The sequence below is a fragment of the Pseudoalteromonas sp. S3776 genome (assembly GCF_005886915.1).
Classification (GTDB): Bacteria; Pseudomonadota; Gammaproteobacteria; order Enterobacterales; family Alteromonadaceae; genus Pseudoalteromonas.
In genome coordinates this window covers 1-21,579 of the sequence record NZ_PNCU01000069.1, presented here as the reverse complement: position 1 = coordinate 21,579, position 21,579 = coordinate 1, and the positions used below count along the sequence as shown (strand labels likewise).

The 21,579-nt window shown below is 41.0% G+C and carries 21 protein-coding genes; 5 read left to right on the top strand and 16 right to left on the bottom strand.

Annotated elements, in window-relative coordinates:
* The 3 genes from CWC16_RS18325 to CWC16_RS18315 all read left to right on the top strand — a co-directional run bounded on the left by CWC16_RS18325 (position 1) and on the right by CWC16_RS18315 (position 2,764).
* Positions 1-552, top strand: a complete 552-nt coding sequence (locus tag CWC16_RS18325) for a hypothetical protein (RefSeq protein WP_138542567.1) — start codon at positions 1-3, stop codon at positions 550-552.
* Positions 553-658: 106 nt separating this feature from the next.
* A complete protein-coding gene (locus CWC16_RS18320) occupies positions 659-1,966 on the top strand; it encodes an O-antigen ligase family protein (protein ID WP_138542566.1) in 1,308 nt (435 codons plus the stop codon).
* A 426-nt stretch (positions 1,967-2,392) separates the two neighbouring features.
* Positions 2,393-2,764 carry a GxxExxY protein gene (locus tag CWC16_RS18315; RefSeq protein WP_138542565.1) on the top strand — a complete coding sequence of 124 codons (372 nt, stop codon included), beginning with the start codon at positions 2,393-2,395 and terminating at the stop codon, positions 2,762-2,764.
* Between the two features lie 729 nt (positions 2,765-3,493).
* Here the strand turns inward: CWC16_RS18315 and CWC16_RS18310 are convergent.
* The 14 genes from CWC16_RS18310 to yceD form a co-directional block, all read right to left on the bottom strand.
* The gene (locus CWC16_RS18310; RefSeq protein ID WP_138542564.1) at positions 3,494-5,353 is read right to left on the bottom strand and encodes an alkaline phosphatase D family protein; all 1,860 of its coding nucleotides are present in this window, start codon (positions 5,351-5,353) and stop codon (positions 3,494-3,496) included.
* A 3-nt stretch (positions 5,354-5,356) separates the two neighbouring features.
* Positions 5,357-6,136: a TatD family hydrolase gene (locus tag CWC16_RS18305; protein WP_055015072.1), complete on the bottom strand. Its 780-nt coding sequence runs from the start codon at positions 6,134-6,136 to the stop codon at positions 5,357-5,359.
* Positions 6,137-6,358: 222 nt separating this feature from the next.
* The gene (locus CWC16_RS18300; protein WP_055018382.1) at positions 6,359-6,685 is read right to left on the bottom strand and encodes a PilZ domain-containing protein; all 327 of its coding nucleotides are present in this window, start codon (positions 6,683-6,685) and stop codon (positions 6,359-6,361) included.
* 11 nt (positions 6,686-6,696) lie between these two features.
* Positions 6,697-7,611, bottom strand: a complete 915-nt coding sequence (locus CWC16_RS18295) for a DNA polymerase III subunit (protein WP_138542563.1) — start codon at positions 7,609-7,611, stop codon at positions 6,697-6,699.
* A 2-nt stretch (positions 7,612-7,613) separates the two neighbouring features.
* Positions 7,614-8,240, bottom strand: coding sequence for a dTMP kinase (tmk, locus tag CWC16_RS18290; RefSeq protein ID WP_055015057.1), 627 nt, complete (start codon positions 8,238-8,240; stop codon positions 7,614-7,616).
* A 7-nt stretch (positions 8,241-8,247) separates the two neighbouring features.
* On the bottom strand, positions 8,248-9,234 hold the full coding sequence (gene mltG, locus CWC16_RS18285) for an endolytic transglycosylase MltG (protein ID WP_055018380.1): 987 nt from the start codon (positions 9,232-9,234) through the stop codon (positions 8,248-8,250).
* Positions 9,228-10,031 carry an aminodeoxychorismate lyase gene (gene pabC, locus CWC16_RS18280; protein WP_138542562.1) on the bottom strand — a complete coding sequence of 268 codons (804 nt, stop codon included), beginning with the start codon at positions 10,029-10,031 and terminating at the stop codon, positions 9,228-9,230. Before pabC ends, mltG begins: the two co-directional genes overlap by 7 nt.
* A gap of 72 nt (positions 10,032-10,103) precedes the next feature.
* Positions 10,104-11,342, bottom strand: a complete 1,239-nt coding sequence (gene fabF / locus CWC16_RS18275; protein ID WP_055015060.1) for a beta-ketoacyl-ACP synthase II — start codon at positions 11,340-11,342, stop codon at positions 10,104-10,106.
* Positions 11,343-11,613: 271 nt separating this feature from the next.
* Complete coding sequence (gene acpP / locus CWC16_RS18270; protein WP_004587690.1) at positions 11,614-11,850, bottom strand: acyl carrier protein; 237 nt, start codon at positions 11,848-11,850, stop codon at positions 11,614-11,616.
* Between the two features lie 250 nt (positions 11,851-12,100).
* Complete coding sequence (fabG, locus tag CWC16_RS18265; protein WP_138542561.1) at positions 12,101-12,847, bottom strand: 3-oxoacyl-ACP reductase FabG; 747 nt, start codon at positions 12,845-12,847, stop codon at positions 12,101-12,103.
* 11 nt (positions 12,848-12,858) lie between these two features.
* Complete coding sequence (gene fabD / locus CWC16_RS18260) at positions 12,859-13,785, bottom strand: ACP S-malonyltransferase (protein WP_138542560.1); 927 nt, start codon at positions 13,783-13,785, stop codon at positions 12,859-12,861.
* Positions 13,786-13,838: 53 nt separating this feature from the next.
* Positions 13,839-14,876 carry a phosphate acyltransferase PlsX gene (plsX, locus tag CWC16_RS18255; protein WP_055015063.1) on the bottom strand — a complete coding sequence of 346 codons (1,038 nt, stop codon included), beginning with the start codon at positions 14,874-14,876 and terminating at the stop codon, positions 13,839-13,841.
* Between the two features lie 11 nt (positions 14,877-14,887).
* Positions 14,888-15,058, bottom strand: coding sequence for a 50S ribosomal protein L32 (gene rpmF, locus CWC16_RS18250; protein WP_004587686.1), 171 nt, complete (start codon positions 15,056-15,058; stop codon positions 14,888-14,890).
* A gap of 10 nt (positions 15,059-15,068) precedes the next feature.
* The gene (gene yceD, locus CWC16_RS18245) at positions 15,069-15,593 is read right to left on the bottom strand and encodes a 23S rRNA accumulation protein YceD (RefSeq protein ID WP_055015064.1); all 525 of its coding nucleotides are present in this window, start codon (positions 15,591-15,593) and stop codon (positions 15,069-15,071) included.
* 131 nt (positions 15,594-15,724) lie between these two features.
* Between yceD and CWC16_RS18240 the strand changes: the two genes are divergently transcribed.
* A complete protein-coding gene (locus tag CWC16_RS18240) occupies positions 15,725-16,324 on the top strand; it encodes a Maf family protein (protein ID WP_138542559.1) in 600 nt (199 codons plus the stop codon).
* Here CWC16_RS18240 and CWC16_RS18235 read toward each other — a convergent pair.
* Positions 16,321-16,980, bottom strand: coding sequence for an HAD-IA family hydrolase (locus CWC16_RS18235; RefSeq protein ID WP_138542558.1), 660 nt, complete (start codon positions 16,978-16,980; stop codon positions 16,321-16,323). The two genes, CWC16_RS18240 and CWC16_RS18235, sit on opposite strands and share 4 nt — an antisense overlap.
* Complete coding sequence (gene rluC / locus CWC16_RS18230) at positions 16,980-17,939, bottom strand: 23S rRNA pseudouridine(955/2504/2580) synthase RluC (RefSeq protein WP_055018376.1); 960 nt, start codon at positions 17,937-17,939, stop codon at positions 16,980-16,982. Before rluC ends, CWC16_RS18235 begins: the two co-directional genes overlap by 1 nt.
* Before the next feature lie 757 nt (positions 17,940-18,696).
* Between rluC and rne the strand changes: the two genes are divergently transcribed.
* Positions 18,697-21,579 (top strand): ribonuclease E (gene rne / locus CWC16_RS18225; protein ID WP_138542557.1); only part of this gene is annotated, 2,883 nt, incomplete at its 3' end.

Genomic DNA, 21,579 nt, shown 5'->3' with positions numbered 1-21,579 from the left:
ATGAAATCACTTATACTTGCTAGTTTATTTACTAGCGCATCGGCGCTTACGGTTTTACCTGCTTTTGCACAAACGGATACAGACGCGGTAGTGCAAACCGAAAGTTTAGACTCTCTAATTGCTATTTTAAACAACGCCACTGCAGATACTCCATCAGATGAGTTGCAGCAAGAGCTTGTTACTGCAATTGAGCAACTTTGCCAAAACACTGGCCCTATTGATTTAGACTCACCTATTGCTAACGGTACTTGTTCTCCTGAGCAGTTAGATGCGATTATGAATGCTGTTATAGCAGCCATAGGCGCAGACAGCGCTTTTATTTCTGACTTTTTAGCTGCACTTGTTGCTGCAGGCGTGGATAGCGATGCTGTTACATTGGCAGCAATTACTGCTGGCGTTGATGCGACTATTGCATCAGAAGCAACTGCTGCGGGTCCTACTGAGCCTACAGCCCCTGCTGGCCCCGTTATTGTTACTCTACCTACAACAACTGTACCACAAGGTGCTGGCGGCACTGGTGGTGATGCGGGTATTTCTGAAGTTGGCAACTAAATAATTATTAGTTTTATAATACAAACGCAGCCTAATGGCTGCGTTTTTACTTTAAACACTTTGTTTAAATACGTTGTTTAATTTTTAGCTTGATTTTGAGAAAGCTGTGAATCGTTTTATATTTTTTTTGCTGTGTGCAATTGTTTTTTTGCTGCCTCTACCTTTAGGTAGCTATCGCCCTTGGGCTATTATGGCTATGGGTATTTTGATTTGTATTACCTTTTTAATGCATTTGGTAAATAGCGCTGTTAATAATCAAAAAACTTACCCCCCGCGTTATTCATATCCGGTTTTTATAACTTTGCTATTGGTGTGCGCTACCTGTATTTTACAATTTTACACCGTAAGCTTAGACCCCTTTCAAACAAAGCAAATGCTGTTAAAAACAAGCTTTATGCTACTTTTTTGCTGGCTTATTTTTATTTATTGCGACAATAATGAGCGAATAAAAAAACTTATTTATACCATTATTGCTGCAGGGGTTTTTCAGGCTTTGTATGCCACATATCTAAATCTCTCGCCAGATATGCTCAGCCCTATTTTTGGGTATAAGCATACGCAGCGCGCTATAGGTACATTTACTTACTCTAATTTTTTAGCTAATTATTTAGCATTATGCTTATGTTTAGGTATAGGTGTATTAGTTAGTGAGCTAAAGCGAGGCAGCCATGCAAGTGACCTTACATTTAAACAAACTTTGCGCGCCTGGACAGAAATACTACTAAGCTCAAAAATTATTTTGCGTATATCGTTAATTATTATAATTATTGCGCTAATTTTAACGCGCAGCCGAATGGGTAATTCTGCCTTTTTTATTGCATTAATGGTTGTTAGTTTATTAGCTTTGTTTGTTTATAACAAAAAGCCTAAAGCGTTTAAATTACTTATTGTTAGTTTTTTTATAATTGATTTGATCATTATTGGTGCAATATTTGATGTTGAAAAAGTAAAGCAACGCATTAGCGAAACCAGTATTCAATCAGAAACTCGTGATGAGGTTGTTCGTGATTCAATTCCTTTAATACTCGATAAGCCTTTATTAGGCTCTGGTGGTGGTACGTTTTACACTGCGTTCCCTGCGTATCAGTCAGAGCCGTATTCGGGCTATTACGATAATGCCCATAACGATTACATTCAATTTGCTGTAGAGCTAGGCATTCCTGTAACGTCAGCTTTAGGGGCGCTTATATTGTATTGCCTATGGTTGTGCGTTCAAACCATGCGTAAACGTAAAACCGCGTTTTTTCAGGGTGTGGCTTTTGGCTGTGCTATCGCTATTGTGGATATGCTGTTGCATTCGTCGGTAGATTATTCGCTCCAAGCAGGCGCTAACTCAATGCTGTTTATGGTTATTTTATGTTTGGCGATTTTAAGTAATAAAATAGTTGTTAAACGAGGGCGTGATTTTAAATAGCTATTTTTAAAATATTTGCACAAAGAGGTTTAGAGACGCTGCGCTTTAGAGTAGTGATAAATAAAATGCCAGGATTGGTTATGTTTTCTAATTCGCTTCTCTTTGTGCAATTAGCTTAAGTTACTTTTCCACAAAGAAGTTTTCAGACGCTACGCTTTAGAGTCGTAATTAACAAAGTCCAAAATGTCTGGATCGTTTTTGTCTTCTCATTTACTCCTCACTCCCTTCTCTTTGTGCAATTAGATTTAGTTTATTTTCACAAAGAGGTTTAGAGACACTCCGCTTTTAGAGTAGTGATAAAACAAAGTAAAATATTTTCATCGGTTTCGTTTTCTCATTTACTCCTCATTTCCTTCTCTTTGTGCAATTAATCTTTTATTGTCTATGATATAAAATCAATGCGCTTAAAGTTTTATAAGGATATATATGGATATTAATAAATTGACACATGCTGTGATTGGTTGTGCTATAGAGGTACATAAAACTTTAGGGCCAGGTTTGTTAGAGTCGACTTATGAAGCCTGTTTAATATATGAATTAAGTGAATTAGGTCTAACGTCGAAGAGTCAACATGACTTACCTGTTTATTACAAAGACACACATATTAATGCTGGCTACAGGTTAGATATTTTGTTGCCCAATAAATTAATAATCGAGCTTAAATCTGTAGAAAAGTTATTACCGATTCATTCGGCACAATTAATAACCTATATGAAACTTGCAAATGTTAGTGCTGGCCTTTTAATCAACTTTAATACTATAAAATTAATTGACGGTATAAAAAGATTTAATTTTTAAGCTATTTCATTTGCTGTTCCTCTATTTAGCTTCACTCTCAAAAGACTAATTTTTAAACATTACTCACAAAGAGGTTTAGAGACGCTACGCTTTAGAGTAGTGATAAATAAGATGTCCGCATTGGTTGTATTTTCTCATTTACTCCTCATTCACTTCTCTTTGTGCAATTAGCTTAAGTTACTTTTCCACAAAGAAGTTTTCAGACGCTGCGCTTTAGAGTAGTGATAAATAAAATGCCAGGATTGGTTATGTCTTCTCATTTACTCCTCATTCGCTTCTCTTTGTGCAATAAGCTTAAGTTACTTTTTCATAAAGAGGTTTAGAGACGCTGCGCTTTAGAGTAGTGATAAATAAAATGCCAGGATTGGTTATGTCTTCTCATTCACTTCTCATTCGCTTCTCTTTGTGCGAATGTTCTTTTAATAAGAAGCTACGCTTTTAACGTGAGAAAACGCAACGTTTACAAGTAAATATCAAACCTTGCCCTGTAGACGCACAGCTTGTTGGCGTTTAAAAGTAACGCTTTTACGCTTGTTTAATTAGCAAACAAGTAAATTATCACCTCAGAGAAGTGAAGGAAAACACAAGGAGAAGTAATTTAAGGGCTAATATCTTCTCTGTGTAACGCCAGCGACTTGGTGTTCTTGGTGGTGATATTGTATTTTAAGTTAAAAGAAGCTGCGCTTCTAACGTGAGCAAGCTCTACGTCTACAAAACCAATAATGTGCTTTATTTATGCTCTAAATCAAACTCAGTTAAATGGCCGTCGCCGTGGATTAGTTGATATCGGGCTAAGTCGCCTTGCTTTAAGGTGATTAAACTAATGGCTGAGTCGCTTACTAGGTACTTTTGGCCTTCGCCTACGGTTTGGTGTTTATCTACTTCCATGTGCCAGCGTTTGGTGAAAAAGTTAAGTGGGCTTTTGGGGCCGTATAATATCGAGTCGAGCTTATCGAGTACGTTAATGAGCTTACGCGGAAATTCGTTTTTAATTCCGCTGGCGGTGAGTTGCCATATTCTATTGGGGTGGTCGCCAAAACGCTTTTGCACCGAAAAACAAAAAGAATAATGCACATCGCCCGATAAAATAAGCGTTTCGTTGGGTGTGTCTGTGCGTCTAAAGGTATCAAGCAGTTTTTTGGCCGATCCTTCGTGTGCCATCCAGTTTTCTACATCAACCATAAGCGGTTGGCCGCACATATTAAACACCGCTTGAATTGCTTCTATTGATTTAACCCCAAACACTGGCGCTGGCGATACAATAATTACCTTGCTGTGGCTCAGCAGGCTCTCTTCAAGCTCTGTTAAGCGCTCCCAATCAAGTAAGCCTGAGGGTTCGTTAAAGTTACTTTCGTTACGCCAGCGGTGTGTGCGGGTATCGAGCACAACCACTTTAGGTGTGGTGTTAAGCTCATAATGCCAATAATTAAACTCATTAAGCGGTTTATCAAAGGCTTTAAACTGCCAAATATTGTTGGCGCTACGGCTTTGTTTAAAATCATCTATAAGCTCGCCGGTTTTATGTAACGCGTCGTTACCCAAGCCTTGAAATAGCCAATAACTTATCAGCCCGTTATTAATAATACGTTTACTGCTTGGGTTTTGATTTATTGCTTGCTCCCACCCTGCCGTTAGGTTCCAATCATCGGTAACATCGTGATCGTCAAACATCATTAAAGTAGATACATTAGCAAATAATCGCTCTACGCTATTTAAGCCTTTAGCGTAGTCTATTAAGGCCTTTTTTTCGGCGTTAAAAATGGCGGTGTTTTTTTCATTACCTTGCGTGTAATGCATATTATTAATATTAACGCATTGCCACGCGGCGGCACTAAAGTTAAGCAAGTACAACGCAACAAATTCTTCAAAGTGAATTAAGTGATTATGCGCTTTTACGCTAGAAAAATGAGGCTCGTCTTTTTTTAGCCAATACCCTACACCCAATTTTGAACGTTTTTGCCATGGCGTTTTAGGTAAGTAATGGTGGCGGTTAAAAAGCTGATCGTTTATATCTGCTGGTAAGTTAAGCGCAAGCGACTGCTCTTTATAAAGTCCTAATACATCTATTAGCTGATGAATTGCCAATAGCATAGGTCCGGCTACATCATCGGCGTACACTTGATCGCCACTAAGGAGCAAAAGCTGTGCGCCTTGCTGATTATTACTACGTTGTTTATTTTGCCACTCGCTTGCAGATACTAAACTGTCTTTTGCAGGATGATGCGCGTTACGGCACGAGCCATGTAAAATATGGGTTAGCTTATTAGCAATAACAAACGAAGGCGCTGCTTGCCCTGTAAAACACCAGGGTGCTAAATCAATTTGCTGCTCGTTAATATGCAGTGTATAGGCTAATAAAGTATCGAGCGGAAACGGGTTATCAACGGGTTTTATAATAATAAAATGCAGGTAAAGGTGTTTACCTAGTGCAATGCTTTGCTGCTCGCTGTAACTTTGATGGTGTACGAGTGTAATTTGGCAATTGCCAGGGCGTGACGTCGCAAATTGAATACATATACTACGTTGCTCAGCTCGGCGCACCATGGGCCCCATTAATAAAAGCGGGAGTTGCGCCGATTGAGTAGTCATGTGTTAGCCTTTTGCTGCTAATTTAAAAAGTGAATAAAAGTTATCTGTGGTGGCTTTTGCAAGCTCGTTAAAGCTTATGCCTTTTAGCTCGCTAATGTAGTAGGCAACATCTTCTACATACGCCGGCTGGTTTGTTTTACCACGGTACGGTACAGGTGCTAAATACGGTGAATCAGTCTCAATAAGTAACCGATCAAGTGGGATTTGCTTCACTACTTCTTTAAGCTCTACGGCATTTTTAAAAGTAACAATGCCCGAAATAGAAATATAAAAGCCCATGTCGATGGCTTTTTTAGCCATATCCCAATCTTCGGTAAAACAATGCAGTACACCACCGCAATTTTCTGCTTTGTGCTCACGCATTAAGTTAATCGTATCGGCTCGGGCGTCGCGGGTATGAATAATAAGCGGCTTTTGTAACTCGTTTGCTACTTCAATATGGCCAACAAAGCTTGCCTGTTGCACTGCGTGCGTGTCTTTCGAATAATAGTAATCTAGGCCTGTTTCGCCTATTGCGACCACTTTTTCATGCGATGCTAAATCAATAAGCTGCTGTTTATTTAGGGCATCTTTTTGATCGAGCGGGTGCACGCCACACGAGGCCGATACATCGTCGTAGTGTTTAATTTTATCGAGCATGCTTGGGAATTGATCAAGCGTTACACTTACACATAAAAAATGCTCTACTTGCTTTGCGCGGGCGTTGTCGAGTACTTGATCTAAGTTTAAATCTAGTTTGTCAAAATCAAGACGATCTAAATGGCAATGAGAATCTACAATCACTATACGGCCTGTATTTTTTTGAGTGTGAAGTTTTACCAATCCACAATAAGAGTTAATCAATTTTAGAGGTTAAAACTGGCGCTAATAGATTAAAAATTTCTGATTTAGAACGACTAAATACCGAAATTTAGGGTTTGTTATTGCACCGATTTTATTACCAAAAAAAATTACTTAATTAAGCACATTGGTATTACGATTTAACGGGCAAAATAGCCCATTAAGCTACATGGTATATGTTGGGTTACCAGAGTTTAACATAGTGCCTAATAGCTTTTCGATTTTAGCGTTTAGATTTGTTTTGTCATCTAAAAAGCTAATCCCTATACCGGGTGGGTTAGAGCTTTGTGCGCCTTGAGGCGTTATCCATGCAACTTTACCCGTTACAACGTCATCTTCTAGCGCATCTGGTAACGTCACTCTTAGTGCTAACGAGTAGCCAATTTCGTAGCGCATGTTGGTACGCACAAAAAGGCCCCCTTGTTTTAAATATGGCATGTAGCAGCGGTAAAGTTCGTCAAGGTTGTCTACATCAACTAAAAGCTCTTGCATAAGTATTCCTATTAAATGTGACGCAGGGCATGCGCTAAACGCGACACTGCTAGAGGTAAATTAAGCCCGAGTACCTCTGTGCTATTTTGTAAAAATTCATTCACCGCTTGCTGCGCACTTTGGTACGCGTCAAAACTTAAACCTTTTATAAGCTGCTGTTTTAATTGCTCGCTTAAAAATAATGTAAAAATGCGTATTAGCTCAGGTTGTTTATTTATTATATTAACAAGCGGACTAAAATTATGGCTTTGTTTAAACCCAGTTGCAAATTTATATAAAGTATCAATGTGTTGCAGTTGATCTTGCGCTTGCCACTGTTTAATTAACAGTGGTTGCGTATAAAATAAAGGTAACCACACATGATCATTTATATTTAAGTTGGCTAACCAGCTTTTGGCTTCATTGGGGTTAGTTACTTTAATGTCTGTTTTGGCGCAGCGGCTTAAAATAGTGGCAGGTAACTGCGCGGTATTGCTTGTTGTTAAAATTAAAAAGCGACTATTGCTGGGCTCTTCTAGCGTTTTTAGTAATGCGTTTGCCGCAGCCGTGGTCATTTTTTCGCAGTTTTCTATAATGGCTACTTTATTCCCATTTTGCGCAGCAGAGTGGTTCATAAAATCGCTTATCGCGCGAATATCGTCCACTCCTATGCTTTGCCCCTCAACTTGCGTTAAGCGTTTGTCTGGGTGGTTTCCGGCAAGCGTTAAAGCACAACTTTTACATTGGCCGCAAGGGCTTAGCGTGCTGTTTTCGCGCTGCATGTGGGTATTAATATTTTGGCATAATAAACTATTTGCTAATTGTTCGCTTAGCTCAAACTTACCCACACCAATAGGTCCGCATAATAGCTGCGCATGGTGAAAACGCTGTGCTTTGTAACTTTGCGCGAGCTGTTGCTCTACGCTATTAAGCCACGGCAATGCCATTACTATTTTAACCCTTCAAAAAAAGTGCGTAGTACATTGGTAATATCGCGGTGCACTTTATCAATACTTTGATTGGCATCAACCGTTTTTATTGAGCTATCGTCATTTGCCAGCTCAACATAACGCATACGCGTACGCTGAAAAAACTCTATGGCTTCTTGCTCTATCCTATCAAGCTCACCTCGGCCTTTAGCACGCTCAAGGCCGATTACTGGGTCTATATCTAGGTAAATGGTTAAATCAGGTTTTAATCCTTTTAACACCATAGACGACAAAGACGATAAGGTATTAGCGCTAATGCCGCGCCCGCCTCCTTGGTAGGCCTGAGATGACAAATCGTGGCGATCGGCTAATACCCACTGCCCGTTATTAAGTGCTGGGTTAATTACATTATGCATAAGTTGCGAGCGCGCTGCGTACATAATAAGTAACTCAGTTTCAAAGGCTATGTCTTCTTTGTGCTCTGCTTTTACAAGCGTTCGTAAAGACTCCGCAAGCGGCGTGCCTCCAGGCTCGCGCACGTTAATAAAGTCTATTTGTTTTTTGTTTAAAAAGTCTTGGCATAACGAAATAGCCGTTGATTTGCCCGCACCTTCAAGGCCTTCAATAACAATAAATTTTGGTTTCATATAAGGTTTAATTCGTTTTATTTAATATATACGTTTTAACTGCCGCGTTGTGTTGCTTTAACGTGGTTGAAAATTGATGACTGCCATCGCCCTTAGCCACAAAGTAAACATACTCTGATTGCGGTGGGTTAAGCGCTGCTAAAATAGCGGCTTTTGAGGGCATGGCAATGGGTGTAGGCGGCAGCCCGTTAATGCGATATGTGTTATAGGGTGTGTAATCGCGTAAATCTTTTCGCTTAATGTCGCCGTCAAAATCCGCTCCTAGGCCGTATATTACGGTTGGGTCTGTTTGAAGGCGCATATTGGCGTTTAATCTATTTATAAATACAGCGGCTATTAGCGGGCGCTCACTGGCAAGGCCGGTTTCTTTTTCAATAATAGAGGCCATAATTAGCGCATCATATGCGTTTTTATAGGGTAGATTTTTGGCGCGCTTTGGCCATGCTTGCTCAAGTGTTTGCTGCATTTTAACGGCTGCTCGCTTTAGTAAACTACTGGCCGTATCACCGCTGTGGTAATGGTACGTATCTGGAAATAACCACCCTTCTAAATGGCCTTTTTCGCCTACTATTTGCTGCGAAAGTTGCTCTGTATTTAAGTTATTAGTTAAGTGCGGCGCGCTATTAATGGCAGCTAATACTTCCCGTAAGTTTTGCCCTTCAATAATGGTAAAGCTAAAGCTAATTTGTTCACCGTTGTTTATTTTTTTTATGTTATTTATAACACTTGTATTAGTTAGTTGGTATAAACCTGCTTTTAAATCGGTTAGCGTTGGGTCCAGCTTTGCAATCACTTGGTAACGCCAGCAACTTTTTAACCAATTATTAGCCTCCCATTGCTTACAAAGTTGGTTAAAGCCCATACCTTTTTTTACTTCAAATTGCACAGGGGTAGCTATATTTAGCGGGCTTGTTATTGTTGCTTGTAATTGTTGATACCCTACTAGCGTTGTCACTAAAGCTAACAATAATACCGATAAAATAACTTTTAACACTTAGCCTCCTTGGCTAGTAATTCATTTAATAAACGCATGCTTTGCTCAACATTAAAGGGGTGTTGCTCAATACGGTTAACAGGCACTGCACCCATTAAACTATTACATATAAATACAGCGCGTGCTTGGGTTAGCTCATTTAGGCTAACGTGCTTAAATTCAACCGCTAATTTATCACATAACGATTGCAGATAAACCCCCTTTATACCGCATTGCTCAAGGCTTGGTGTGTAGAGTGTATTATTGCCAATTGCAAACACATTAGCGGCTGATGCTTCAATGACATTATTTTGATGGTCAAGCACTAAAACATCGTCGCACTGTTGAGATGCCATGGCATTTTTAATAAGCACTTGCTCTAAACGGTTAAGTGTTTTTAAGCCTGCAAGTAATGGCTGAGATGCTAATTTAATTGGGCTTAGAGCTAAACTTACTCCGCTTTTAACTAATGCTGAGTAGTTTTGTGGAAACGCTGATACTGTAATTAAAATGGTTAAATGGGTGTGTTGTGGTAATCCATAACCTCGCCCACCTTCTCCGCGGGTAACAACTACTTTAAGGACATTTAATTTGCAGCCAGTAATGGCTGTTTTAATATGCTGCTCAAGCTCAGTAAAATTAATGGCAGGAAACGCTAAACGCTCGGCGCATTCTATCAAACGTGCTTTATGGTATTGCCAATGCTCTACGTGCCCTGCAATTACTTTGGCAGTGGTAAAAAAGCCATCCCCGTAGTTAAGGCCTCTATCGCGCGTATTAATCGCACTTGTATCATCGGTTGTTATTATTGTTTGCATATTAAATGGCTTGCATAAAAAAAGCCCAGTTAAACAACTGAGCTCTTATAATGTGGTTCGTTGTTAAAAAGATTATACCTTTTTAAATAGCAACGAGCCATTAGTCCCACCAAAACCAAATGAGTTACACAATGCAAAGTCGAGTTTTGCATCACGTGCAGTGTGGGCTATGTAATCTAGGTCACAGCCTTCATCTGGGTTATCAAGGTTAATGGTTGGCGATACTTTTTGATCGGCCAGCGATAAAATAGAAATAATAGACTCTACTGAACCCGCTGCACCTAATAAGTGACCCATCATCGACTTAGACGAGCCAACCATTACATCTTTAGCTGCACTGCCAAAAATAGTTTTAACGGCTTGCGTTTCGGCTTTGTCGCCTGCGTTTGTCGATGTACCGTGTGCGTTAATGTAGCCTACTTGCTCTGCATTTACTTGTGCATCGTTTAGTGCATTTTGCATTGCAAGTGCAGCGCCTGCACCGTCTTCCGGTGGCGAGGTCATGTGGTATGCATCACCACTCATACCAAAACCAACAAGTTCAGCGTATATTTTAGCGCCGCGGGCTTTAGCGTGTTCGTATTCTTCAACTACTACCACGCCTGCACCATCAGATAGCACAAAACCATCGCGGTCTTTATCCCACGGGCGAGATGCCGCTTGTGGGTCATCATTGCGTGTAGAAAGCGCGCGTGCAGCATTAAAGCCACCCATACCAATTGGTGTACAGGCTTTTTCTGCACCGCCGGCAACCATGGCATCTGCATCGCCGTAGGCAATCATACGCGCTGCATGGCCAATGTTATGAAGACCTGTAGTACATGCCGTTACAATAGAAATATTAGGACCACGTAAACCATGCATCATTGATAAATGGCCTGAGATCATATTAATAATGGTTGATGGAACATAAAATGGCGAAAGCTTACGTGGGCCACTGTTAAGCAGTTTTATGTGGTTTTCTTCAATGAGGGTAAGTCCACCAATACCTGAACCTACTGCTACACCAATACGTGTTGCGTTTTGCTCAGTTACTTCAAGACCTGAATCTTGTAAGGCTTGAACACCCGCTGCAATGCCATACTGAATAAATAAGTCCATTTTTTTAGTATCTTTCGCCGACATGTATGCAGTTGCATCAAAGTCATTGATGAGTCCAGCGAATTTAGTACCAAATTTTGATGTGTCAAAGTGGGTTATGTTTTGTATACCACTTTTACCATCTAATAAGCCTTGCCAGGTTGATTGCACATCATTACCTAGCGGCGTCAACATTCCTAAGCCAGTTACGACGACTCGACGTTTAGCCACGGTTTGCCTCCAATAAGGGATATTTAAACCAATCGATTAATGTATTGTTATTTAGTAAGCAGTTTGTCTTACTAAGTTTAAATCTATTGGCATTACAAAGGGAATTCATACCCAAGCGACCTCAAAGTGCGAGTCTCAAATTCAAGTAAGGATATGCTATTACACATAAATGTAGTAGAGAGTAAAAGCGGGTGAATTTGAATCATGAACTTTGAGGTGGTTTGGATATATAGATTAAAGGCAGCGAATGCTGCCTTTAATATGCGATTAATTACTCAGCGTGAGCTGATACGTAATCGATTGCAGATTGTACTGTAGTGATCTTTTCAGCTTCTTCATCTGGGATCTCAGTATCAAACTCTTCTTCTAGAGCCATAACTAGTTCAACAGTATCAAGAGAATCTGCACCTAGGTCATCTACGAAAGAAGCTTCGTTTTTAACTTCTTCTTCTTTAACACCTAGTTGTTCGATGATAATTTTTTTTACGCGTTCTTGGATATCGCTCATTCTTCTTTCCTTTATTAAAAACGCCAATGCGTTATTTTCAGATTGCGGCGTAGTTTACGCCGCATAATTCTCTGATTCAATGATTTGACCATAAATAATTGTCTGGTCAAACCTCTGAGTGTTTGTTAGGTCTTTTATCGCTTATTTTCACAGCGATTTCAAGTATGTTTAAAGCAAGATCACAAAAAATTCAATGTTTTTGAGGCCACTTACTTAAGTTATTTTGCTTTCAAAGTACTGGCAATGGTTTTTAAACCATGTACATCGCGCCATTTACATGCAAAGTTTCGCCCGATACATACGCAGCCGCGTCAGATGCTAAATAACATACTGCCGCTGCTATTTCATCAGGCTGTCCTAATCGACCTGCTGGTACATTAGCAAGGGTGGCCGCTTTTTGATCTTCTGTTAGCTCATCGGTCATATCGGTTTGAATAAAACCAGGCGCTACCACATTTACAGTAATGCCGCGTGATGCAACTTCACGAGCAAGCGATTTAGAAAAGCCTATCACACCCGCTTTAGCTGCAGCGTAGTTAGCTTGACCTGCATTACCCATAGTGCCCACAACTGAGCCAATATTAATAATACGGCCGTTCTTTTTCTTCATCATTGGGCGTAATACCGCTTTAGATAAACGGAAAATAGAGCTTAGGTTAGTGTCGATAATATCGTCCCACTCGCCGTCTTTCATGCGCATTAATAAATTATCACGGGTGATACCCGCGTTATTTACAAGCACATCAACATCTCCCAAATCCGCTTTTATTGCAGCCAAAGTCGCCTCAATCGATGCAGTATCGGTTACGTTTAAAACATAACCCTTACCATTATCGCCTAAATATTCGCTAATTTTAGCTGCGCCTGAGTCACTTGTTGCAGTACCTGCTACTTTTGCGCCTTGTGCTACTAAGGTATTTGCAATTGCTTTACCAATACCACGGCTTGCGCCAGTAATTAGGACAACTTTGCCCTCTAATGAAAATAAATTAGTCATATTATATTCTCTTATTTTGCAGCGTCGATAGAGGCAGCATCATTTACTGCACCACATACCATTGCTTTATCAATTCGTTTTGCAAGACCAGTTAAAACTTTACCTGGGCCAAATTCGTAGCTTTGTGTTATGCCTTGGGCAACTAAAGCTTGCACTGTTTCTGTCCAACGTACTGGGCTGTATAGTTGGCGCACCAATGCATCTTTGATGGCATCGGCTGAATTTTCAGCTTTCACATCAACATTATTAATTACATCACACTTAGGTGTATTAAATGTTAAAGCCGCTAAATCGTTAGCTAGTTTTTCAGCCGCTGGCTTCATTAATTCACAATGTGAAGGCACGCTTACACTCAGTGGTAAGGCACGTTTTGCGCCTGCGTCTTTACACGCTTGTGAAGCTCTATCTACCGCAGCTTTGTGCCCTGCAATAACCACTTGGCCTGGTGAATTATAGTTTACAGGTGAAACGACCTCACCTTGTGCAGACTCTTCACACGCAGCTTTTATTTCGTCATCACCTAAACCAATAATAGCGGCCATAGACCCTACGCCTGCTGGCACTGCTTCTTGCATGTATAAGCCACGGTTTTCAACCAGTTTTACCGCTTCACTTAAGCTAATAACATCACTACACACCAGTGCAGAGTATTCACCTAAACTGTGACCAGCCATAACAACATCGGCATCAGGGTTTTGAGCTAACCAATGGCGGTAAATTGCCACACTGGCTGTTAATAATGCAGGTTGAGTGCGATGAGTTTGATTGAGTTCTTCTTCTGGGCCATTTAGTACCAGCGCTGCTAAATCGTAGCCAAGTGCGCTAGACGCTTCACTAAAGGTTGATTTTACAATGTCAGAGCTCTCTAGTAGCTCGCTTAACATGCCAACGCTTTGTGAGCCCTGACCTGGAAATAGAAGTGCAATTTTTTGTGCCATACTTTGCTCTTTTTAATTAAACAAAAATTTAATGTAACTACGGCACCTAACGTTTATTCGGCCGCCGAGTTTTTAGAATGTGTTTTTTCGAAAATAGCGGCTATTTTATCTGGAAGTTGGCGTTCAACTTCTTTTACCGCTTCATCGATTGCTGCTTGAAATGCTTTTGCTGATGCATTTCCATGGCTTTTAACGACAATACCGCGCAATCCTACCAGAGAAGCACCGTTATACTGGTCGGGGTTCACCCGATTATAGAGTTTTTTTATGATAGGACTTAAAATAAACGCCATGCATTTGTAAATTAAGTGCTTTTCGAGGGCGCTTGTAAACTTTTTCATAATTAGCTTAGCAATGCCTTCGCAGGTTTTTAACGCAACGTTACCTACAAACCCCTCACAAACAATAACATCGGCCTTCCCCGAAAATATATCACTGCCCTCGCTGTAACCGGTGTAATTAATATAAGGGCTTTGTTGCATAAGCTGTGCGGCTTGTTTTATGTCTTCGTGGCCTTTTATGTCTTCTGAGCCAATATTAAGTAAACTCACTTTTGGGCTATCACAGCCAAGCGCTTGACCAGCGACCACCGACCCCATAATGCCAAATTGATAAAGTATTTCTGCATCACAATGCACATTTGCGCCTAAATCAAGCAAATACACTGGGGTTTTTCGCTCTGTAGGCACAGCAGATATTAATGCGGGGCGTTTAACGCCGGGCAACATTTTTAATACATAGTGAGCCATAAAAAATAAAGCGCCCGTGTTACCTGAGCTTACACAAGCTTGCGCCTCACCCGATTTAACTAGATCAAGGGCAACACGCATTGAAGAATCTTTTTTAGAACGTACAGCTAAAGCGGGTTCGCAAGCATTAGTAACAACTTCACTGCAATGGCGAATAATTAAACGTGGGTGTGAAAGTGAATCGAGGGATTCTAATTGATTTGTAATAACTTGCTCGTTGCCGCACAAAATAAGCGTTAAATTGGCATGAGCATTTACTGCGCAAACGGCAGCGGGGATAGATGAACGGGGGCCATAATCGCCCCCCATCATATCTAACGCTATGGTTAGATTAGTCAGCATAAAGCAATCTCTTAGTTAGAAATTACTTGAACGCCTTTGTAGTAACCGTCAGCAGTTACGTGGTGACGACGATGAGTCTCACCTGAAGTTTGGTCAACTGTTAAAGTTGGACCGTTGATCGCATCGTGTGAACGGCGCATGCCGCGTCTTGCACGAGACTTTTTGCTTTTTTGTACAGCCATTAGTCTTCTCCTAAGAATCTTTCTTAAGTTGTTTCAAAATATCAAATGGATTTGGTTTATCATCTTCCGCTTTTAACACACCAAAGCTAGCAGGCTTTGACGAGTAATTGCACGAAGCTTCGTTGTGTGTAGGCACTAATGGCACTGCTAAAATTAGCTCGTCTTCGATTAACTCAAATACGTTAATTTCGCCGTTTTCATCAAGTTCTACTTCATCGTAGACTTCAGGAAGATCATCTGACTCAGCATCCAAACCAACTGGCGAATACATAAAGTCTTGATCCAAATCCAACCCTAAATCATCATTACAACGTTGACAAGTTACAGTTACGTGCGTGGACAAATTGCCGCTAATCACAACTAAACCTTGCTCATCAGTTTTGCACTGAATTTTTACCGCTATTTCACCTACTTCTTCCTGTACAACACCTCGTAAACGAGCAAGTTTTTCAAGCGGTACAATACCATCGTAAGATAAACGGTGTTGCGCTGCTTTCCCAGGATGAAGAGTGATGGGAATTTTTACCTTTTGCATAGGGGCTGCATCATATAGATAGTTAATAGGTTAGTCAAAGCAAAAAAGCATTTTTACATGGTTTTTCACGTGTTTTCATTACGGATCTGATTTATCCTAACTCAAACTAATTTTAATTAGGATAATAATTTATGAAGCACCCGCTTATATTAGCCTCAAGCTCGCCATTTAGGCAGTCTTTATTGCAAAAATTTAATCTGCCCTTTAGTACTTTTTCGCCAAATATTGACGAAACCGCCTTACCAAACGAAACCCCTGAACAACTCGTAATGCGCTTAAGCGAAGGCAAAGCACGAGCAGCCTGCAATCACTTTGACCAAGGTTTAGCTATTGGCTCTGACCAAGTAGCTGTGTTTAACGGGCAAATTCTTGGTAAACCTCATAATAAAGAAAACGCCTTAAAACAGCTTGCGCTATTTAGCGGTCAAACCGTTACGTTTTTAACCGGCCTGTGTGTTTACGATATTGCGAGCGATAAAGCAAAAACGTTAATAGAGCCTTTTGAAGTGGTATTTAGAACACTCACCAAAGCGCAAATAGACGCCTACTGCGATGCAGAGCAACCTTATAACTGCGCCGGGAGCTTTAAAAGTGAGGGATTAGGCATTTGTTTATTTGAAAAGTTAAACGGGGACGATCCAAATAGTTTAATAGGCTTGCCACTAATTAAACTCAGCCAGCTATTAGCTGAGTTTAATCTTGATATACTTGCCGAGCAGCCAAAAAATTAACCAACTAAAATACGTTGCAACTGTTGGTAACTATCAACGGTTGCAACAGGGGTAAATTCGTTTAATTGCTCCGCGTTATGGACCCCCATGGTCACACCTATCCTATCCATGCCCGCTGCTTTTGCCATTGCCATGTCTATTTTTGTATCGCCAATCATAAGGGCATCATCTACATTAACTTCCAACTCATTTAAAAGTTGGTAAAGCATGTCAGGAGATGGCTTAGACTGCGCTTCACAGCTGGTACGGCTTGCACTAAAAAATTCGCGCAGCTGGCTTTCATCAAGCAAACGCTCAAGCCCCGCGCGCCCTTTACCGGTGGCAATCGCTAAAATAACATCTTGTGCTTTTAATGTACTTAGTACATTTTCCACATTATCAAATACAGGTGTTAGGGTAGTATCAACACGGTATTGCTGTTTATAGCCCTTAATTAATGCAGAATGCTGCGCTACGTCATCAGGAAAAAGTACCTCAATGGCAAGTTCAAGCGACATACCAATTATATTTTTAATTGCAGTGTCGCTTGGCGGTTCAATATTAAGCGCAAGTGCACTGTGACGAATACAATTAACAATTTTGCTAATTGAGTCCATTACAGTGCCATCCCAATCAAAAATAACCAGTTTATACTTTTTAAACACAGCGGCGGTCATTACGCTTTAGCATCTCTTAATTTTAAAATACAATTTTTAAGTGCGTTATCAAGCGGTGCTTCTACACGCAGAGTGGTTTCGTTTTTAGGGTGATAAAAGCTTAAATCGTGAGCGTGTAAAAATAAGCGGTTTAAACCAATTTTACGCATTGATTCATCAAAACCTTGGTCGCCGTATTTATCATCGCACGCAATAGGATGGCCTTTACACTGGGTATGAACACGTATTTGGTGAGTACGCCCTGTTACAGGAGAAGCTTGTACTAGTGAACACTCGTTAAAACGCTCAAGTACTCTAAAGCGGGTATGTGAAGGTTTCCCCTCAACATTATCTACGCGCACCACGCGCTCGCCCGACTTAAGCGTGTTTTTACGCAGGCCTTCGGTCACATTTTTAACCGATGAGTCCCACTGCCCTGTTACCAATGCCCAGTAGTTTTTTTCCATGGTTTTTTCACGCAGCTGCTCATGCAGCGCAGTGAGCACTGAGCGGCGCTTCGAAATTAATAAACAGCCCGATGTATCTCTATCAAGTCTGTGCACGAGCTCTAAATTACGCTCATCTGGGCGTAATACGCGCAGCGCCTCTATTAAACCGTAGCTTAAGCCACTACCACCATGTACAGCCATGCCAGAAGGTTTATTAATAACAATGAGGTACTTGTCTTCAAATAAAATGGCGCTTTCTAATTGTTTTACTTTATCTAGCTTTTTAGGCACAAACTCTTCGCGTTCTGCTACTTTAATTGGCGGAATACGCACGACATCATTAAGTTGTAATTTATAAACAGGCTTAATGCGTTTTTTATTAACGCGTACCTCGCCTTTGCGTAAAATTTTATAAACAGCGCTTTTAGGCACCCCTTTTAAATGGGTAATAAGAAAGTTATCAATACGCTGACCTAAATGGTCTTCGTTGATTGTGACAAAAGTTACTTGTAAGCCGGTTTTTTCTGACATTGCCTAATCACTGATTTAAGTAAAATAATTTAGTTGCTAACACGGTTATAATAGTGGGATAATCAGCAGCGCAAATATTTAGTATTTGCAAAATAACAACGGTGCTTTTTAACACATTAAAACATTCGTGATGCACATTCTGGGTAGCCGATCATACAGATCCGAGTTAAGTTTTCCAAAGCTTTTATGCCTACTCAGTTAACACGTGCGCTCAACTAACAGTAATGCGCGTAATATATTACTGATTAAGTTTGAACATGAATTGACATTTAATGTAAAAATAAAAGCAATGAACAAATAATTTGTTTGATAGTGACGACGTAAATACGTTGTTCAGCATTTGCTCACATGTAGTACCGTATAGCAGCTTATTTAGAACTAAAAATCTAGCAAATAAGCGTTTATTAACATTCGGCAGCGAACTTTGCTCGTAAGTACTTAGAAAATACTCATCGTATTTACGCAACTTAACGAGCCCTACGCGCCTAACATAAACGTACTAAAAAGATTGATATGACAGGCCAACTTCTGGGTAAAACTTGTAAAGAGCGTAAGAGCCAACAGTTTTAGCACCATAAAGAATTTAATAACGTAAGCGTACGTTATTGTTAGCCAGCATTTAAAAAATACTGCATACATATTACAGAGCGTTCCGTAACAGACCCAGTCGTGAGGCTGCACATTCTAAAAAAGGGAACAACTGAACAGGCGAACACGTTTCGTCATGTCAGCGACACAAAATAAGTAGAGTAACAATATGAAACGTATGCTAATCAATGCAACGCAGCAAGAAGAAATGCGCGTAGCACTGGTTGATGGCCAGCGCCTATATGATTTAGATATAGAAAGCCCAGGTCACGAACAGAAAAAAGCCAATATTTATAAAGGCAAAATTACACGCATTGAACCTTCTTTAGAAGCGGCTTTTGTAGATTACGGCGCCGATCGTCATGGTTTCCTTCCTTTAAAAGAAATTGCCCGCACATACTTCCCGCAAGGTTACACTTTTCATGGTCGTCCTAATATTCGCGACGTGATTAAAGAAGGCCAAGAGGTAATAGTACAAGTAGATAAAGAAGAGCGCGGCCAAAAAGGCGCAGCCCTTACTACTTTTATCAGCGTAGCGGGTAGTTACTTAGTGCTTATGCCTAATAATCCTCGTGCAGGCGGTATTTCTCGTCGTATCGAAGGTGATGAGCGTACAGACCTTAAAGAAGCACTTAGCCGTTTAGAACTACCAAAAGGCATGGGCTTAATTGTACGTACCGCAGGTGTTGGCAAATCGTTTGAAGAATTAAACTACGATTTAAAAGCGCTTTTAGTCCATTGGGATGCTATTCAACAAGCAGCCGATAGTGCTAAAGCTCCGTTTTTGATTCACCAAGAAAGCAACGTAATTTTCCGCGCTATTCGCGATTATTTACGCCGCGATATTGGCGAAATATTAATTGATAAACCACGTGTGTTTGAAGAAGCTAAAGCGCACATTGAGCGTTTTCGCCCTGACTTTATGAGCCGTGTAAAGCTATATCAAGGCGACACGCCATTATTCACACATTACCAAATTGAAAGCCAAATTGAATCTGCGTTCCAACGTGAAGTACGTTTGCCTTCAGGTGGTTCTATAGTAATTGACCCAACAGAAGCGCTTACCTCTATTGATATTAACTCGTCTAAGGCAACTAAAGGCGGTGATATTGAAGAAACAGCACTCAATACTAATTTAGAAGCGGCTGATGAAATTGCCCGCCAATTACGTCTTCGCGACTTAGGTGGTTTAATTGTTATCGACTTTATCGATATGACACCGCCTCGCCATCAACGCGAAGTAGAAAACCGTTTAAAAGACGCGGCTCGCCCAGATCGTGCGCGTGTACAAATTGGCAAAATATCGCGCTTTGGTTTACTAGAAATGTCGCGCCAGCGTTTGCGCCCTTCACTTGGTGAAGCAAGCCAAGGCCCGTGCCCGCGTTGTAGCGGACAAGGCACGATTCGCTCTAATGAGTCAATCGCCCTTTCTATTTTGCGTTTAATTGAAGAAGAAGCAATTAAAGACAACACTGCACAAGTAAATGCCCAAGTGCCAGTTGCTGTTGCTGCTTATTTATTAAACGAGCAGCGCAGAAGCGTTCACCGTATTGAAAAACATCACAAATGTGATGTGGTAATTATTCCTAATCAACACATGGAAACACCACACTACGAAGTGATGCGTTTACGTAAAGACGAAACACTGGAAACAGTAAGTTACGACCAAGTTGTTGCCCCAGAGCCAGAGTCGTTCGAAATGGCTAAACCAGCAGCTGCGCCGGTACGTGAAGAACCAATGCTTAAAGGTGTTGTTATGCCTTCAACACCCGCACCACAAGCTAAAGTAGATAAGCCAGCAGCCCCTGTTGCAGTACCTAAAGTTGAAGGTGGTTTACTCGCGGCTATTGGTAATTGGTTCAAATCGTTATTCTCTAGTGAAAGCGAAGAAGAAAAACAAGCAAAAGAAAAAGCAGAGCAAGAAAAGCAACAGCAAACGCGTAATAACAATCGCCGTGGTAACAGTGACAATCGTCGTCGTAATAACAACCAACGTCGTCGTAATAACTCACGCTCTAAACCTCGTGGTGAACGCCCTAGTGAAGAAGAAGTGAAAACTGATTCTACAGCGAACGAAAGCCAAGAGAAAAACGAGAACCGTAACAAGCGTCGTCGTAACCCTAACTCGCGTAAGCGTAACGATAACCGTAATAACGACAATCGTAATGCAGATAAAGAGCAAGTTAAAACAGACGCTAAAGCGAATGAAGCTGAGACTAAACAAAACGCTGAGCCTAAAGAGCAAAAGCCAAAAGTTCGTCGTCAACGTCGTAATGTGCGTAAGAAAGTACGTATGCAAGATGAAAATACTGAGCAAGTAAACGCATCTGATACGCCTGAGCAAGCGCAGCAAAGCACTGAAACGCCAAAATTAGAGCAACCTAAAGCGCAAGAGAAAGTGCCAGCAGAAAAGCAAGCTACTAATGAGCAAAAATCAGAGCAAACAAAGCCTGCACCTGTAAAAGAGCAAACGGCTAAAACACAACCTGAGCAAGAAGCAAAGCCAGTAGCTACAGTGCCATCTGAGGAAGCACACTCTGAAGATGAGCAAGGGCAAACACGTACGCGTTCACGCCGTTCTCCTCGTCACCTTCGTGCTTCGGGTCAGCGTCGTCGCCGCCCTGAGCAAAATGAAGCAAATGAAGAGAGAACCACTGAAGCGCCTGCATTTGTTCCTGTCGCTGATCAAGCAGCAGCAGAGTACGAGGCAGAGCTTAAAGCAAAAGCTGAACAACCAACCTCTAACGATGCATCAGAAAATGTTGAGCAAGCGTTAGCTGTAGAAGACTTAGCTAAAGTTGAAGCTACCCCTAAAGCAGAGCCAACAACAGCCAATGACGATGCAGTGAAAACGGTTGACCCTGAAACAGCTGAAGAGCCCGTTGTTGTTACTGAGCAACCTATTTCAGCACCTGAACCTGTTAAAGCAGAACCTAAAGTAGCTGAGCAACCAGCAACACCAGAGCCTGTTAAAGCAGAACCTGAAGTAGCTGAACAGCCAGCAACACCAGAGCCTGTTAAAGCAGAGCCTGAAGTAGCTGAGCAACCAGGG

Coding starts and splice junctions, on each gene's coding strand:
- CWC16_RS18325 (WP_138542567.1), top strand. CDS start 1: ATGAAATCACTTATACTTGCTAGTTTATTTACTAGCGCATCGGCGCTT.
- CWC16_RS18315 (WP_138542565.1), top strand. CDS start 2,393: ATGGATATTAATAAATTGACACATGCTGTGATTGGTTGTGCTATAGAG.
- CWC16_RS18310 (WP_138542564.1), bottom strand. CDS start 5,353: ATGACTACTCAATCGGCGCAACTCCCGCTTTTATTAATGGGGCCCATG.
- CWC16_RS18300 (WP_055018382.1), bottom strand. CDS start 6,685: ATGCAAGAGCTTTTAGTTGATGTAGACAACCTTGACGAACTTTACCGC.
- CWC16_RS18295 (WP_138542563.1), bottom strand. CDS start 7,611: ATGGCATTGCCGTGGCTTAATAGCGTAGAGCAACAGCTCGCGCAAAGT.
- tmk (WP_055015057.1), bottom strand. CDS start 8,240: ATGAAACCAAAATTTATTGTTATTGAAGGCCTTGAAGGTGCGGGCAAA.
- pabC (WP_138542562.1), bottom strand. CDS start 10,031: ATGCAAACAATAATAACAACCGATGATACAAGTGCGATTAATACGCGC.
- acpP (WP_004587690.1), bottom strand. CDS start 11,850: ATGAGCGATATCCAAGAACGCGTAAAAAAAATTATCATCGAACAACTA.
- fabG (WP_138542561.1), bottom strand. CDS start 12,847: ATGACTAATTTATTTTCATTAGAGGGCAAAGTTGTCCTAATTACTGGC.
- fabD (WP_138542560.1), bottom strand. CDS start 13,785: ATGGCACAAAAAATTGCACTTCTATTTCCAGGTCAGGGCTCACAAAGC.
- plsX (WP_055015063.1), bottom strand. CDS start 14,876: ATGCTGACTAATCTAACCATAGCGTTAGATATGATGGGGGGCGATTAT.
- rpmF (WP_004587686.1), bottom strand. CDS start 15,058: ATGGCTGTACAAAAAAGCAAAAAGTCTCGTGCAAGACGCGGCATGCGC.
- yceD (WP_055015064.1), bottom strand. CDS start 15,593: ATGCAAAAGGTAAAAATTCCCATCACTCTTCATCCTGGGAAAGCAGCG.
- CWC16_RS18240 (WP_138542559.1), top strand. CDS start 15,725: ATGAAGCACCCGCTTATATTAGCCTCAAGCTCGCCATTTAGGCAGTCT.
- CWC16_RS18235 (WP_138542558.1), bottom strand. CDS start 16,980: ATGACCGCCGCTGTGTTTAAAAAGTATAAACTGGTTATTTTTGATTGG.
- rluC (WP_055018376.1), bottom strand. CDS start 17,939: ATGTCAGAAAAAACCGGCTTACAAGTAACTTTTGTCACAATCAACGAA.